The sequence below is a fragment of the Flagellimonas pacifica genome, assembly GCF_900215465.1.
In the GTDB taxonomy this organism is placed as follows: Bacteria; Bacteroidota; Bacteroidia; order Flavobacteriales; family Flavobacteriaceae; genus Flagellimonas; species Flagellimonas pacifica.
In genome coordinates this window covers 651,642-667,169 of record NZ_OBEH01000001.1, presented here as the reverse complement: position 1 = coordinate 667,169, position 15,528 = coordinate 651,642, and the positions used below count along the sequence as shown (strand labels likewise).

The 15,528-nt window shown below is 38.3% G+C and carries 16 protein-coding genes; 11 read left to right on the top strand and 5 right to left on the bottom strand.

Annotation, left to right across the window (positions count from 1 at the left end):
* Positions 1 to 216 precede the first annotated feature (216 nt).
* On the bottom strand, positions 217 to 783 hold the full coding sequence (locus tag CRO15_RS02965) for a PepSY-associated TM helix domain-containing protein (RefSeq protein WP_097044286.1): 567 nt from the start codon (positions 781 to 783) through the stop codon (positions 217 to 219).
* Between the two features lie 414 nt (positions 784 to 1,197).
* Here CRO15_RS02965 and CRO15_RS02960 point away from each other — a divergent pair, with 414 nt between their 5' ends.
* Both CRO15_RS02960 and CRO15_RS02955 read left to right on the top strand, forming a co-directional pair.
* Positions 1,198 to 3,009 (top strand): sensor histidine kinase, encoded by a 1,812-nt coding sequence (locus CRO15_RS02960; RefSeq protein ID WP_097044285.1) that lies wholly within the window; start codon positions 1,198 to 1,200, stop codon positions 3,007 to 3,009.
* Between the two features lie 3 nt (positions 3,010 to 3,012).
* On the top strand, positions 3,013 to 3,429 hold the full coding sequence (locus tag CRO15_RS02955) for a response regulator (RefSeq protein WP_097044284.1): 417 nt from the start codon (positions 3,013 to 3,015) through the stop codon (positions 3,427 to 3,429).
* Between the two features lie 17 nt (positions 3,430 to 3,446).
* Here CRO15_RS02955 and CRO15_RS02950 read toward each other — a convergent pair whose 3' ends face one another.
* Complete coding sequence (locus CRO15_RS02950; RefSeq protein ID WP_097044283.1) at positions 3,447 to 4,202, bottom strand: sulfite exporter TauE/SafE family protein; 756 nt, start codon at positions 4,200 to 4,202, stop codon at positions 3,447 to 3,449.
* A gap of 214 nt (positions 4,203 to 4,416) precedes the next feature.
* On the opposite strand from CRO15_RS02950, the gene CRO15_RS02945 reads away from it, so the two are divergent.
* Positions 4,417 to 6,228: a sodium:solute symporter family protein gene (locus tag CRO15_RS02945; RefSeq protein WP_097044282.1), complete on the top strand. Its 1,812-nt coding sequence runs from the start codon at positions 4,417 to 4,419 to the stop codon at positions 6,226 to 6,228.
* A gap of 7 nt (positions 6,229 to 6,235) precedes the next feature.
* Positions 6,236 to 7,324: an acyltransferase family protein gene (locus CRO15_RS02940; RefSeq protein WP_097044281.1), complete on the top strand. Its 1,089-nt coding sequence runs from the start codon at positions 6,236 to 6,238 to the stop codon at positions 7,322 to 7,324.
* A 54-nt stretch (positions 7,325 to 7,378) separates the two neighbouring features.
* On the opposite strand, the gene CRO15_RS02935 is transcribed toward CRO15_RS02940, so the two are convergent.
* Together CRO15_RS02935 and CRO15_RS02930 are read right to left on the bottom strand one after the other, a co-directional pair.
* Positions 7,379 to 8,005, bottom strand: a complete 627-nt coding sequence (locus CRO15_RS02935; RefSeq protein WP_097044280.1) for a hypothetical protein — start codon at positions 8,003 to 8,005, stop codon at positions 7,379 to 7,381.
* 25 nt (positions 8,006 to 8,030) lie between these two features.
* Positions 8,031 to 8,621, bottom strand: a complete 591-nt coding sequence (locus CRO15_RS02930) for a riboflavin synthase (protein WP_097044279.1) — start codon at positions 8,619 to 8,621, stop codon at positions 8,031 to 8,033.
* Between the two features lie 58 nt (positions 8,622 to 8,679).
* Here CRO15_RS02930 and pdxA point away from each other — a divergent pair, with 58 nt between their 5' ends.
* The 7 genes from pdxA to CRO15_RS02895 all read left to right on the top strand — a co-directional run bounded on the left by pdxA (position 8,680) and on the right by CRO15_RS02895 (position 14,860).
* The gene (gene pdxA, locus CRO15_RS02925; protein WP_097044278.1) at positions 8,680 to 9,732 is read left to right on the top strand and encodes a 4-hydroxythreonine-4-phosphate dehydrogenase PdxA; all 1,053 of its coding nucleotides are present in this window, start codon (positions 8,680 to 8,682) and stop codon (positions 9,730 to 9,732) included.
* A 109-nt stretch (positions 9,733 to 9,841) separates the two neighbouring features.
* Complete coding sequence (locus CRO15_RS02920; RefSeq protein ID WP_097044277.1) at positions 9,842 to 10,375, top strand: YceD family protein; 534 nt, start codon at positions 9,842 to 9,844, stop codon at positions 10,373 to 10,375.
* A 7-nt stretch (positions 10,376 to 10,382) separates the two neighbouring features.
* Entirely contained in the window at positions 10,383 to 10,583 is a 201-nt protein-coding gene (gene rpmF, locus CRO15_RS02915) for a 50S ribosomal protein L32 (protein ID WP_097044276.1), read from the top strand.
* Positions 10,584 to 10,755: 172 nt separating this feature from the next.
* Positions 10,756 to 11,751 (top strand): beta-ketoacyl-ACP synthase III, encoded by a 996-nt coding sequence (locus CRO15_RS02910; RefSeq protein ID WP_097044275.1) that lies wholly within the window; start codon positions 10,756 to 10,758, stop codon positions 11,749 to 11,751.
* Positions 11,752 to 11,776: 25 nt separating this feature from the next.
* Positions 11,777 to 12,265 (top strand): acetyl-CoA carboxylase biotin carboxyl carrier protein, encoded by a 489-nt coding sequence (gene accB, locus CRO15_RS02905; RefSeq protein ID WP_097044274.1) that lies wholly within the window; start codon positions 11,777 to 11,779, stop codon positions 12,263 to 12,265.
* Between the two features lie 88 nt (positions 12,266 to 12,353).
* Complete coding sequence (gene accC, locus CRO15_RS02900) at positions 12,354 to 13,706, top strand: acetyl-CoA carboxylase biotin carboxylase subunit (RefSeq protein WP_097044273.1); 1,353 nt, start codon at positions 12,354 to 12,356, stop codon at positions 13,704 to 13,706.
* Between the two features lie 35 nt (positions 13,707 to 13,741).
* The gene (locus CRO15_RS02895; RefSeq protein WP_097044272.1) at positions 13,742 to 14,860 is read left to right on the top strand and encodes an NAD(P)/FAD-dependent oxidoreductase; all 1,119 of its coding nucleotides are present in this window, start codon (positions 13,742 to 13,744) and stop codon (positions 14,858 to 14,860) included.
* Here the strand turns inward: CRO15_RS02895 and CRO15_RS02890 are convergent.
* A complete protein-coding gene (locus tag CRO15_RS02890; RefSeq protein WP_097044271.1) occupies positions 14,857 to 15,522 on the bottom strand; it encodes an ABC transporter ATP-binding protein in 666 nt (221 codons plus the stop codon). The genes CRO15_RS02895 and CRO15_RS02890 overlap by 4 nt on opposite strands.
* Positions 15,523 to 15,528 lie beyond the last annotated feature (6 nt).

Below are 15,528 nucleotides of genomic sequence, written 5' to 3'. Positions count from 1 at the left end.
AGTTGTATTATTAATGACTCATTAAAAATCAAACTGTTACAGTAAAAATAGGATGCTTTTTTGGTTTAAATGAGTAGTGGCCAACAACTACTTAGGGAAACACTATCTTGATGCAATTCTATTTACCGCTTTCTCCATATCTGTTGACTGCCTTTTTTGCGGCATTTATGAAGTTTTGGAGATATTGTATCTGATTGTGAAAAAGAAATAAATTCTTTAAAGGTGTCCTTTGTAACTTCTTCGCATAACTTTTGGACCATACCACAACCAAAAGCCAGTAACGGTGAAAATAAGTAATGATGCCCCCATAATAGATGTGTAAGCAAGCTTTAATACACCCTTTGTGTGGAAGTAGTGATCAAGAACAGAACCATCATGAATGTTTTCAATCAAATCCGAAAACCTTTGGTCCACATGCAATACTTTACCAGTTGCCCCATCTATCTGAACCTCCCAAAATTGTTCTTTGAATACAAACTTAACCATGCCGTTTTGGGATCTTACATCAATTCGGCTCAATTCAAGAGAAAGATTAGCATCGATGGAATCGTGCAAGGTTGTACAAGCAATGTGCTGAAGGGTGCCCAAGGGCAACCAATCTTTAAATTCAGTGGAACTTCCGTAGTACGATTTAGGTAAAATAAGTCCGTTACTGTTCTTTTTCCACCCCAAGAGCAAACCACTTACTGAGATAATAAGAAACAGTAAACACAAAGTGGCGCCCATTACCCTGTGTATTTTACGTGTACTCCTTAAAATGGAAGCATGCTTTTTTCTATTCATAAATTATACAGTGAACAAACAACTCCTCCTAAAGAAATAGGCAAATAGATGACGTAAGAACATTTTGAAATTAATTTGTGCTGAAAGAATAATCATTATTTAGGCAGCTATACTTTCTTGTTTGAATATTAGCAGTAAAGGGAGAGAAAAAAGGAACGTGAATAAACTGTTTCATCTTTATTTTTTGATCGGGACATAATTTATAAAACAATATAAGAAGCAGGCAGGTTTTAAGAAAAGTTTATGTCTCTAGTGCACCATATGCATTGATTTCTTTTATGGCTTTTGTTGCCGACTAGCTTTAATAATTAGGTTGCTCCAGTAATATTAACAAGACGTTTTGGTCAAAAGCACAAAATGTAATAATAAGAAATTTCTTACGTTGACATAATAAATGTATTTCGCATAAATCAAATGAAAACCAATTGCCAACCTACCATATCGATAGAAGATTTACCATTTCCCATTGTTGTACTTGACAAAAAATTAGAAATACTGCGTTGCTCCCAAATCTTTTTTGACTTTTTTGAATTGGCGCATTCAAACTGTCAATCGCTTACTTTGAAAGAAGTAATTGGAGAGCTGCCTATTTCGTTTTCCAAGATTCTTAACAGAAAAACTTTTTTAAACAAAGAACTAAAAGAGTTTACAGCTCATGTTACAAGGAAACATGAACTGAAATGGTTTAAAATGGTGTTATATCCTTCACAAAAGGAAAAATGTTATTACCTCTATTTTGATGATGTAACTCAAAAAAAGAAAACCATAGATCTTTCCCTTCAGGCAGAACGTGCTGCGAGAATAGGAAGTTGGGAAGTAGACTTGGTTAACCATACTGTTTTTTGGTCAGATATGACAAGAGAAATTCATGAGACACCAAGAAGCCATGTGCCCAATCTTGAGACGGGAATCAATTTTTATAAAGAAGGAAAGCATAGGGAACGTATCATTGAAGTTGTTTCAGAGTGCATTGAAAAAGGCACTCCATATGATGAAGAACTGATTCTTGTTACCGCGAAAGGAAACCAAAAATGGGTCAGGGCAATTGGAAACTCGGAAATGATCAACGGGAAAGCATCTAGGATGTTTGGTGTTTTTCAAGACATAGACAAGGAAAAAAGGGCAAGTATAGAATATCAAATATTGACCGATCGTATGCGTGTTGCCGTTGAGAGTTCGAACATAGGCATATGGGATTACAATATTATTGACAATGTTTTGGTGTGGGATGATAATATGTATAACCTATATGGTGTTAAGAAAGAAGACTTTAGCGGAGAAGTGGCAGCTTGGGAAACAACAATACATCCAAATGACAAAGACCGTAGCATTCAGGAGGTTGAAATGGCCATACGAGGGGAGAAAGAATTCAACACCCAATTTAGGATAATAACCCCAGAAGGGTCTATACGCCATATTCATGGTCAGGGCAAGGTTTTTAAGAATAAACATGGGAATCCAGTTAGGATGGTTGGTGCCAACGCAGACATTACACGCATAAAAAAAGTGGACAATCGCCTTAGACAGTTACTGAACATAACGGAAAAACAGAATAAAAATCTGTTGAATTTTGCTCATATTGTATCACATAATTTAAGATCAAACTCAAGCAATCTTTCTATGCTCACAGGTATGTTGTTGGATAATACAGACCCTAAAAGTCAGGAGAAATTTTTGGAAATGATCCGTATATCGTCGGAACGATTGGATGAAACCGTTGTACAACTAAACGAAATAATAAAAATACAATCTGATCAAGGCAAAAACCTGCAGTGGGTAAAAGTAGAGCCCGCACTTAAAAATGCGTTGGAAAGCATCAATGCCCATATTGAAGAAACAGACCCGGATATCAGCATCCAAATTCATAAAGAGCTAAAGGTATATGCCATAAAACCATATTTATCAAGTATATTTTTAAACCTTTTAACCAATAGTATCAAATATAGAAGGACAGAAGAAAAACTTAAGATAAAGATTAGCGCAAAAACCATATCAAACCAGACCATCATCTCTTTTAAAGATAACGGACAAGGCATTGATTTAAAAAAGCATGGTGAAAAATTGTTTGGAATGTACAAGACATTTCATGGGAACAGTGACGCAAAAGGAATAGGTTTGTTTATTTCCAAAAACCAAATGGACGCAATGAATGCCATTATTGATGTTGAGAGCGAAGTAAATAAAGGAACCATATTTAACTTATGCTTTACCAATAAAACTGATTAACGAATGGAGGTAAACAAGGTTTTTTTAGTAGATGATGATGAAATATTTAGAACAGCTGCTGAGATTTTAATCAAATCGGAAGGGCTTACAAGGACGATTGAACAATATAAAAACGGGCTGGATGCCTATAATAAACTACTTGAACTGGCTGGTAAGATAAACGAACTACCGGATATTATCTTGTTGGACATTAATATGCCATTGATGAATGGGTGGGAATTTTTAGAAGAACTTAGAATGGCGCCAGATTTGATCAATGATCAAGTACATATTTATATTCTTACCTCTTCCATTGCACCGGATGACTTGAACTTATCCAAGGAATATGGGTTCATTCGTGGATACATTACCAAACCACTTACCAAGGCAGACGTAAACAAAATGGCAATTTCAGTGTCTAATCCTTCTAGACAAATTTAGAGCAAGGAAATAAGAATTTATTTGAACAACATTGCGATAGCTCCAATAGCGGTGACCACCAAAATAAATCTTTTGTAGTTTTTATCGTTGATTCTTTTTACAACAACTACACCAGCAAAAAGCCCCAGAAAGATTGCCGGCAGCAACTTAAGGTCAATTAACAAGGATTCATAAGAAATGGTCTTCCAAACAAAGACATGAAATGGAAGTTTAAACAAGTTGGTAATAAAAAACAACCATGCAGCAGTACCTACAAATTCATTCTTTGGGAGTCGCATGGCCAAGAAGAAAATATTGGTAAAAGCCCCCGCCAAATTACCTATCATGGTGCACACTCCTGCAATAATTCCAATAGGGCCGGCAAATGCCCAATGCGTTGGGATACTGGCAGACTTTCTTCTGTCCCACCAAAGCAACATTGCCAAGCTGATGAAGATTACAATCACCATACCCAGTTTAAACTCTTTTTCGGGCAGGTCTTTCCCAACAAAAACCCCTATTAGAATCCCTGCCAGCATCCAGGGCAAAAACTTTACAATGTATTTCCATTGCGTATGCCTATTGTAATAAAAAACAGCAAAAACATCGCCCACCATTAACAAGGGCATAATCAATCCTGTTGATTGTTTAGCCCCAAAGGCAAGGGCAAGCAGGGTTACATTAAATGTGGCAAGACCTTTTAGTCCAGCTTTTGAGGTTCCCATTAAAAAAGTGGCCGTAGCCGCCATAACCCAAGCACTTATAGAAATGTGATCAGTGAATAATGAAAACATGAAGCTTTTTGTGCGATCAGGAACAAAAATAGGCATTAAAAATGCGAAGGGCGTCTTTAGCTTATAGCGTTTTTCAAAAGGTTTTTAATCTGTTATTATTCTCCGTTTTTGGTATAAAATTGTCAAATAGTACTATAAAAATTTCAAAATGTGACATTATAATACACTAAGTATAAAAAAATAATATCTTTAGTGATTAACCAAAACCAGACAAATGGATATACAAACTTTAGATTACATTATAATTTTTGGTTTTTTTGCCATAGTTCTTTCCATTGGGATTTATGTTTCCAAAAAATCAGGGAAGAGTTCTTCAGAATACTTTTTATCAGGACGAACAATGCCGTGGTGGCTTTTAGGGCTTTCAATGGTAGCTACTACATTTTCTACTGATACACCAAACTTGGTAACAGATTTGGTACGTACTAATGGAGTGTCTGGAAACTGGGGCTGGTGGTGTTTTTTGGTTACCGGTATGCTTACTGTGTTTGTTTATGCCAAACTTTGGAGAAAATCAAATGTTAAAACAGATTTGGAGTTTTATGAGCTCAGATATGGTGGAAAGGCAGCAAGCTTTTTGCGCAAGTTTAGGGCTGTATATTTAGGAGTGATTTTTAATGTAATCACTATGTCGGCAGTTACCCTTGCTGCTATAAAGATTGGCGGGGTAATGTTGGGGCTTGAACCTTGGGTTACCGTTGTTGCTGCTGGTTTAATTACAGTAATATTTAGTGCCCTTGGAGGATTTAAAGGAGTTGTTTATAGTGACTTCCTGCTGTTCTTTGTGGCTATGGCAGGGGCTATAGGAGCCGCATACTATTTGGTAAACCTTCCAGAAGTAGGAGGTATTCAGGCAATCATAGAAAATGAAAATGTAAAGGACAAGCTCAGCATCCTACCAGATATGAGCGATACAAAGGCTGTTATCACTTTGTTGGTTATTCCATTGGCAGTGCAATGGTGGAGTTCTTGGTATCCTGGTGGAGAACCTGGAGGAGGTGGCTACATTGCACAACGAATGTTGGCGGCAAAAAACGAAAACCATGCTATAGGAGCAACGTTCTTTTTTAATATTATGCACTATGCGCTAAGACCATGGCCATGGATTTTGGTGGCTTTAGCTTCATTGGTGGTATATCCGGATATAGCAAGTATCCATGAGGCTTTTCCAAATGTTGCAGAAGATAAATTGGGGCATGACTTGGCTTACTCAGCTATGTTGACCAAGCTGCCAAGTGGATTGTTAGGGATAGTTTTGGCTTCACTTGTTGCCGCTTATATGAGTACAATTTCAACACAGTTGAATTGGGGCTCTTCTTATATTGTTTTCGATTTTTACAAACAGCAGGTTAATCCAGATGCCACCGAGAAACAAATGGTGAATGTTGGTAGGTTGTCAACTGTAGTTTTAATGGTTTTAAGCGCTTTATTGGCATTGGCCATGCAAAATGCAATGGGAATTTTCAATTTGTTGTTATCATTTGGAGCAGGAACTGGTCTTATTTTTATTCTGAGATGGTTCTGGTGGCGAATAAATGCGTGGAGTGAGATTACAGCAATGTTCTCATCAGGAATCCTAGCTATTCTTTTAGAAACTACATCACTTAGAGGCTTTCTCTTTAATCCTGATACCGGAATATTTCCAGATTGGGGAGAATTACCGTTTATAATGATTGTGACTACCATTATATGGTTGACAGCAACTTTTGTTACCCAACCTGAAACCAAAGATGTATTAAGAAGTTTTTACAAGAAAATACAGCCAGGAGGTCCAGGCTGGTCTAAGGTTGTGGATGAAGCAGAGGCGGACAATGCAGACATTGTTGATTCCAAAGAAAAATGGAGCGTGCCTTCTGGAATTACTGCAATGTTGTTGGGTGTTGTTTTGATTTATTCAATAATGTTTGCAACAGGGTATTGGATTTATGGTGAAACCAAACTGGCATTGATATTGACCGCGGTAGTTGTTGTTTCAGGAATCCTGCTTATTAGAGCTTGGAATAAGATAAAGGACTCTGTTTTATAACACAATTATGAAAGACAGGGTCATATCCGTTGATATTTTTAGAGGGGCAACCATTGTCCTTATGATTTTGGTAAATACCCCGGGCACTTGGTCCAATGTATATGCCCCTTTGTTGCACGCCAAATGGCATGGGTATACCCCAACAGATCTGGTATTTCCCTTTTTCCTGTTCATTGTGGGAACGTCCATTGTCTTTGCGTATCAAAACAAAAAACCAAATGCGGGAACCTATAAAAAGATATCCTTCAGAGCTTTAAAGTTGATTGGATTGGGGCTTTTTCTGGGAGCTTTTACCATTAGCTTTCCCTTTATTAAGGAGTTTGCAGATATACGGTTCCCTGGAGTATTGCAACGTATTGGAGTGGTTTTCTTCTTTGCAGCCATACTTTTTTTAAATCTTGATTGGAAAAAACTAATAGCAGTTTCACTTATTCTTTTAATAGGTTATTGGCTGTTGATGGCATTTGTACCTGTGGAAGGAGTAGTGTCCACTTTTGAACGAGCACCAAACAACTTGGCCAATTATCTTGATGTAAAAGTATTTGGAACACATAATTATAAACCAGATTACGATCCCGAAGGACTTCTGAGTACAATTCCTGCCATTGTAAGTGCCCTTTTAGGAATCTTTACAGGATTGATACTACGGTCAAAACAAGAAAAAAAGACCGCTCTTTTAATTGGACTGGGAGTTGCACTGTTGGTTTTTGGGCACTTATGGGACTTTATCTTTCCAATCAATAAGGCACTTTGGACCAGTAGTTTTGTTTTGGTCACTGCAGGGTGGGCCAACATTGCTTTGGCATTGATTTATTATCTCACAGATGTTAAGGGCCTAAAATTCGGAAGCATATTCAGATATGCAGGAGCCAATGCCATAACGGTTTATTTTCTGTCCAGCTTTATAGCCAAGCTTTTTTATTCCATAAAAGTGGATGCCGATACTTCATTGCACGGATGGCTTTTCAATAAAATCTATGTTCATGATTTTATGTCGATGGAACTTTCGTCTTTGCTATATGGATTAAGTGTGGTGGCTTTTTATTGCTTGGTAGCATATGTGATGTACAAAAGAAAGATTTTCATAAAGGTATAGTTGATAAAAACAGAAGAATAGATTAGTGGGGAGCAGTAGTTGGGCTTGAATGCCTTATTGACCGTTAAATTTCTTTATTACTTTTTCTACTCTTTTTCTTTTTGTCTCCTTCTCAATATCGTCAAGCCTTGAAGCAAGCGTTTTAACAAAAAGAATTTTATTCTGGTCATTAATTATGGGTATTGCCCTTTCGGCATACATGGGCAATTGATTTGTTGGACTTTTTAGAAGTTGCTCGATCAGCAAAGGAAAAGTATTTTTTGCATAATCCTTTTGGGAACACAATGCTATTAAAATGTTCATAGCATGATCTTTAGTGATAACGGAACCCTTGTCGGCTGCAAAAAGAATAGCGGGGAGTGCAGTATAAATCTCTTTTGGTCGTTCCCGTGTAATTGTTCCAAGTGCTGTCATAGCACCCCATTGTAGCCTATTGTTTTTGCTGGATAATTGGGCAATAAACTCATTGATATATTTAGAAATAAGTTTGGGAGCGTGCCCCCCTATTTCATAAAGCACCTTGATACAGTCATTTTGAATGGCTTTTTTATTCGAAAGATTTTCAACCAATACTTTAACGGCTTCTATATCCTGGGACAATACAATCTCCTTGGCTAACTCTTGATTGGGTATTTCATCTCTTCGGTTAAGGGACGAAGCGAGTTTATCAATAACACTCATTTCAAATTTCTTTGGTTGTGGTTAACTATTGTTGGACCTCTATTAACCTAGCTACATATTTTCCAATAACATCAAACTCAAGATTTACTTGGGTTCCTACTTCGTAGTAATGAAACCGTGTATGCTCATGGGTATATGGAATAATCGCTACACTAAAGCCATCTTTTTTGGAATCTACCACGGTAAGGCTCACACCATCAACCGTAATAGATCCTTTTTCAATGGTAACATTGCTCAAACCAGAATCATACAAAAAACTATAGACCCAACTCCCATCCTTTTCTTCTATAGAAGTACAATTTGCAGTTTGGTCCACATGCCCTTGCACAATATGGCCATCCAATCTTGCACCCAGCTTCATGGCACGTTCCAGATTAACGTAATCACCAACCTTCAAATCACCCAAGTTGGTCTTATTTAAAGTTTCCTCAATGGCTGTTACCGTGTAATTGTCTCCTTCAATGGAAACAACGGTAAGACAAACTCCATTATGGGCAACACTTTGGTCTATTTTTAGTTCTGGAGTGATTTCAGAAGAAACGGTAATGTGTAAATTATCACCTTCTTTTTTCAACTTTTCAATGCTTCCCAAAGTCTCAATAATACCTGTAAACATGAATCTTTTTAATTGAGTAGTTTTGTAATGTAAATGTAGCCATAACGGCAATGATTTTATGAAGGAAAACGGAAAAATTAGGCTGGGAATCTCAATTGGAGATTTTAATGGAATAGGATGTGAAGTGGCACTAAAGACTTTTGAAGATGCTAGGATGCTGGATTTTTGTACGCCAGTTATTTTTGCCTCCAATAAAATAATATCCCAGCAAAAATCGGATTTGGACCTAAACATGAACTTTAATGGAGTTCGGGATGCTTCCCAATCCATAGATGGAAAGATCAACGTGGTCAATGTTTGGAAAGAAAACCCAAAAATTGAATTTGGACAAGCTACAGAAGAAGGAGGAAGGTTTGCTATTAAATCGCTTCGGGCGGCGGTGACTGCGTTAAAGAATGATAAGATTGATATTTTGGTTACTGCCCCGATCAATAAAAACAATATTCAATCAGAGGATTTTAAATTCCCAGGACATACTGATTTTCTTGCTCAAGAATTGAATGGTGAGAGTCTTATGTTTATGGTAACAGATAGTTTACGTGTTGGTCTACTTACAGATCATATCGCGGTAAAAGACGTGGCTCAGGCCATAACCCCAAAATTGATACGGGACAAGGTGCTGACAATGGAAAAATCCCTAAAAATGGATTTTGGCATTCGCAGACCTAAAATAGCCTTGTTGGGGATTAATCCACATAGCGGGGATAATGGAACAATTGGCGAAGAGGACGATAAGATTTTGAAGCCCACCATTCAAGAAATGTTCAATAAAGGCACTATGGTGTATGGGCCTTACTCGGCCGATAGTTTTTTTGGCTCTAATTCCCATAGCAATTTTGATGCGGTCCTTGCAGCATATCACGATCAGGGGCTGATTCCGTTTAAAACACTTTCCTTTGGTAAGGGAGTAAATTATACTGCTGGTCTCGAAAAAGTGCGCACTTCTCCAGATCACGGAACAGCTTATGAAATTGCCGGCAAAGGACAGGCAGATGCTAGTTCTTTTAAAGAAGCGGTTTTCACAGCCTTGCAGGTTTTTAAAAGCCGAGAAGACTATACAACATGGAATAAAAACCCATTACAAAAGCAAAAGACAAAACGGGCAAGCTAAAACTTGCTAGGCTCATATTATATTTATTGCAATTGAATTGTGGTTTTCTAAATAAATAGTATCTTTGCCCCCGCCTTTAGGGGCTGGTACACAAACCTTAAGTGTAGAAATGATGAAGCTAAAGGAGTTTTTTATTCCTTTTTCGGGACTGAAGTTAGGGAAACATGAGTTTGGGTATGAGATTGACAATACGTTCTTTGAATCTTTTGAATACCAAGAATTTAATGCCGCTTCAATAGATATTGCTGCCATATTGGACAAAATGAACAATATGATGGAACTGGAAATTGAGGCAAAAGGGACAGTGAATGTAGATTGTGATTTAACAGGTGAACCTTATGACCAACCCGTTAGTTCAAATCTGCACCTGGTTATCAAATTTGGGGAAGAATATAATGATGAGAACGATGAGATTTTAATCATTCCCCACGGAGAGTACCAAATCAATATTTCGCAATATGTTTATGAAATGTTGGTGTTGGCCGTTCCCCAAAAACGTATACATCCAGGTGTATTGGATGGAACGTTGCAATCTGAGATCTTGGACAAGCTGGAAGAATTACAGCCAAAAGAAATCAAAGAAGAATCAGAAAATACAGATCCCAGATGGGATGATTTAAAAAAGTTACTAACGGACAAATAGGTTTATAATGGCACATCCTAAAAGAAAAATTTCAAAAACCAGAAGGGACAAAAGAAGGACCCACTACAAGGCAACAGCGCCAACAATTGCCAAAGACTCCGTAACTGGAGAAATGCACTTGTTCCACAGAGCACATTGGCATGAAGGTAAATTGTACTATCGAGGGCAAGTTTTGATAGACAAAACAGAAGAAGAAACTGCCGCTTAATCCCAAAGGCTTTAAAATAAACCAACTCCCGTTTTTTAACAACGGGAGTTTTTTTATGGAATATAGCTAATTTTAAAAACCAGTCAATTTTGGCCAAAAAGTCATATAAAATGACTATTTTTCACCGTTTTTGGGTCAAATTTTAACTTTTTTGACAAAAAAAGACACTAATATGAAAAAACAAACAGCAGCGATTACAGCTGTGGGAGGGTATGTTCCCGACTTCGTTTTGTCCAACAAAGTGTTGGAAACAATGGTGGACACAAACGACGAATGGATTACTACAAGAACTGGAATTAAAGAACGTAGAATCCTAAAGGAAGAGAACAAAGGAACATCTTATATGGCCATAAAGGCTGCTGAAGATTTGATTAAAAAAAGCGGAGTAGACCCGGCAGAAATTGATTTTGTATTGGTGGCCACTGCAACCCCAGATCTTCCCGTTGCCGCAACAGCAGCGTACGTAGCATCAGAAATAGGAGCGGTCAATGCCTTTTCCTATGATCTACAGGCAGCTTGTTCCAGTTTTTTGTACGGAATGTCAACAGCTACTTCCTATATTGAATCAGGGCGTTATAAAAAAGTGTTGTTGATAGGAGCGGATAAGATGTCTTCCATTATAGACTATACAGACCGGACTACATGCATCATTTTTGGTGATGGAGCTGGAGCCGTGCTTTTTGAGCCTAATGATGAAGGTCTAGGACATCAGGATGAATACCTAAGAACAGATGGTTGTGGCCGTCAGTTTTTAAAGATTGAGGCGGGTGGTTCAATCTTGCCGGCTTCGGAAGAAACCGTAAAGAACAAACAACACTATGTATATCAAGATGGAAAATCGGTATTTAAATTTGCCGTTTCCAATATGGCAGATGTTTCAGCTTTGATTATGGAGCGAAACGGACTAACCAAAGAAGATGTAAACTGGTTGGTGCCACATCAGGCCAATAAACGTATTATTGATGCTACGGCCAATAGGATGGGTGTAGATGCTGATAAGGTAATGATGAACATTCAAAGATATGGAAATACCACATCTGCAACATTACCTTTATTGTTGTACGATTACGAGAAGCAACTTAAAAAAGGTGACAATCTTATTTTTGCGGCTTTTGGCGGAGGGTTTACCTGGGGATCCATTTACCTAAAATGGGCATATAATTCATAAAGAACAACTAACTAAATCATATTCCATGGACATTAAGGAAATTCAAAGTTTAATCAAGTTTGTAGCCAAATCGGGTGCTAGCGAGGTAAAATTGGAGATGGAAGACATTAAGATTACAATTCGTACAGGAAGTGGGTCTTCTACTCCCGAGACTACAATTGTACAGCAAATTCCAATGGCACAAGCTCCAGCCATGCCCGTGGCCCCAGCTCCAGTAGCAGCTGACCCGGCCGCTCCGGCAAAAGAACAAGCTTCAGCCGAAGATGATTCGAAATACATCACCATTAAATCTCCAATAATTGGAACATTTTATAGAAAACCATCTCCAGATAAGCCAGTATTTGTTGAGGTAGGTAGTACAATCAATCCGGGAGATGTGCTTTGTGTTATTGAAGCAATGAAGCTTTTCAATGATATTGAATCAGAAGTTGCTGGAAAGATTGTTAAAGTGTTGGTGGATGACTCTTCTCCGGTAGAATTTGACCAGCCTTTATTTTTGGTTGATCCGTCATAGAAAATTTTAAATGCTAAATTTTAAGTGGCTTATACAAGTCGTTTAAAATCATTTAAGATTTAGAATTCACAGTTTAAAATTGTTTTCTATGTTTAAAAAAGTGTTGATTGCAAATAGAGGTGAGATTGCACTCCGTATTATACGTACGTGCAAGGAAATGGGTATAAAAACAGTAGCGGTATACTCCAAAGCAGATGAAGAAAGCCTTCATGTGCGATTTGCTGACGAAGCGGTTTGTATTGGTCCCGCACCCAGTCATGAATCCTATTTAAAGATTCCCAATATTATTGCAGCTGCGGAAATCACCAATGCAGATGCCATTCACCCAGGATATGGATTCCTTTCGGAGAATTCCAAGTTCTCAAAAATATGTGCCGAGCACGAAATTAAGTTCATTGGAGCTTCTGGAGAGCAGATTGATAGAATGGGGGACAAAGCCACAGCCAAAGAAACCATGAAAAAGGCGGGGGTGCCCTGTGTTCCTGGTTCTGATGGTCTTTTAAAAGATGTTGAGGATGCCAAAAAGACGGCAAAGAAAATGGGCTATCCCGTAATGATAAAGGCCACTGCCGGTGGTGGTGGAAAAGGGATGCGAGCCATTTGGTCGGAGGACGAAATGGAACCCAATTTTGAAAGCGCAGTACAAGAAGCAACTGCAGCATTCGGCAATGGCGGAATGTACATGGAGAAATTGATAGAAGAACCGAGACATATTGAGATTCAGGTTGTAGGAGATCAGTACGGAAAAGCATGCCATCTATCAGAAAGAGATTGCTCCGTTCAACGTAGGCACCAAAAGCTTACAGAAGAGACACCCTCTCCGTTTATGACGGATTCACTTCGTGAAGAAATGGGTGCCGCCGCAGTGAAAGCTGCAGAATTCATTAAATATGAAGGTGCCGGGACAGTAGAGTTTTTGGTGGATAAACACAGAAATTTCTACTTTATGGAGATGAATACCCGTATTCAGGTAGAGCATCCCATAACAGAACAGGTAGTGGATTATGATCTTATCCGTGAGCAGATTTTGGTTGCGGGAGGAGTTCCTATTTCAGGAAAAAACTACCTTCCAAAACTACATTCCATTGAATGTAGGATCAATGCAGAGGATCCATATAATGACTTTAGGCCATCACCAGGAAGAATCACAACATTGCACACCCCTGGAGGTCATGGTATACGTCTGGACACTCATGTATATAGTGGTTATATTATTCCCCCAAACTATGACTCTATGATCGCTAAGTTGATTACTACGGCCCAAACAAGGGAAGAGGCTATCAACAAAATGCGTAGGGCTCTAGATGAATTTGTGATCGAGGGTGTAAAAACTACCATTCCGTTCCATAGACAATTGATGGATCATCCGGACTATTTGGCGGGCAATTATACCACCAAGTTCATGGAAGATTTTGAAATGGACGAAAAATATTCATATTAATAACCAGCCCCGATGAAAATCGGGGTTTTTGTTTTATGGAGTTAAGCTATTGGGAATATAAGACTTGGCTTTCCAATGTGGATTTTACCATAATTGGAAGTGGAATAGTTGGGCTTAATTGTGCCCTTCAGTTAAAAGAGAAGTACCCGGCGGCTAAAGTTTTAGTGCTTGAGAAAGGAATGCTTCCACAAGGTGCCAGCACAAAAAATGCAGGGTTTGCCTGTTTTGGGAGTATTTCAGAGGTTTTATCAGACTTGAGGACACATACTAAAGAGGACGTGGCTGATTTGGTAAAAAAACGCTGGGAGGGCATTCAACTTTCGCGAAAACTTTTAGGCGATGAATCAATAGGTTTTCAACAAAATGGCGGCCATGAACTTTTCCTAAAATCCAGTCTGAATCTTTTTGAATCATGTTTGGGTGGAATGGAAGCAATAAATAAGTTGCTCAAACCAATTTTTGGAGAGGCCCCTTTTATCAAGAAAGATAATGTCTTTAGTTTCGGAAATGTTGAAAATCAATATATCACCCATAAGTTTGAAGGGCAATTGGATACAGGGAAACTTATGGATGCTTTGCTTCAAAAAGTATTAAAAAAAGGAGTACATATTCTAAATAGTGTAGAGGTCAAACATTTTGAAGATGTTGGCAATAGCGTATCCGTTGCAACCGATTTCTTTTCTTTTGAAACAAAAAAATTGCTTGTGGCCACCAATGGATTTGCGGCAAAGTTGTTAAAAAAAGAAACCATACTCCCTGCAAGGGCACAAGTGTTGGTGACCAAACCTATAAAGAACCTGAAGATAAAAGGCACTTTTCATTTGGACGAAGGATATTATTATTTTAGGAATATTGATAATCGCATTTTATTGGGAGGCGGAAGGAATTTGGATTTTAAGGCAGAGGAGACTACTGCGTTTGGACAAACGGAGTTGATTCAAAATAAGTTGGAGCAATTGCTGCAAAAAGTAATTTTACCCCATCAGGAAGTGGAAATTGACCAACGCTGGAGCGGTATCATGGGTGTTGGAAAACAAAAGACACCCATTGTAGAACGGGTGTCCAATAATGTTATGTGTGGCGTGCGCCTTGGTGGAATGGGTGTTGCCCTAGGCAGTTTGATTGGAAAAGAATTGGCCAGTCTAATAGATTAGACCTTTCTCCCATCCAATAAATTGATGATTCGTGAACCATAAGCAGCGTTCTTTTCGGAGTGGGTTACTTGGATAATGGTCACGCCATCTTCTTCATTCAGTTTTTTGAACAGCTCCATAATCTCCTCTCCTTGTGCCGAGTTTAAATTTCCTGTAGGCTCATCGGCCAAAATAAGTTTTGGATTAGATATCAACGCTCGGGCTATACCAACAAGTTGTTGTTGCCCGCCACTCAGTTGGGCAGGAAACAAATCTTTCTTTCCAACAATATTGAAACGGTCCAACATATCTGCTACCATGGCTTTGCGTTCAGAACCTTTAAACTTCTTATAAAGCAATGGCATTTCCAAGTTTTCCTTTACAGTCAATTCATCCAGTAGGTGGTACGACTGAAATACAAAACCAATGTACTCCTTATAAAGATTTGCCCTGTGCTTTTCCTTAAGAGAATGCACCGATTCCTCCAGAAAATGGTACTCACCTTCATCAAATCCATCTAACATACCTATAACATTGAGCAAGGTTGACTTGCCGGAGCCAGAGGGTCCCATAATGGAAATAAATTCACCTTCATTAACATTGAGGTTGATGTCTTTTAATAGAAAAATGCGTTGGCCACCAGAGTTGACCCATTTAAAAATATTGTTTAGTTGTAATAACATAGTTTT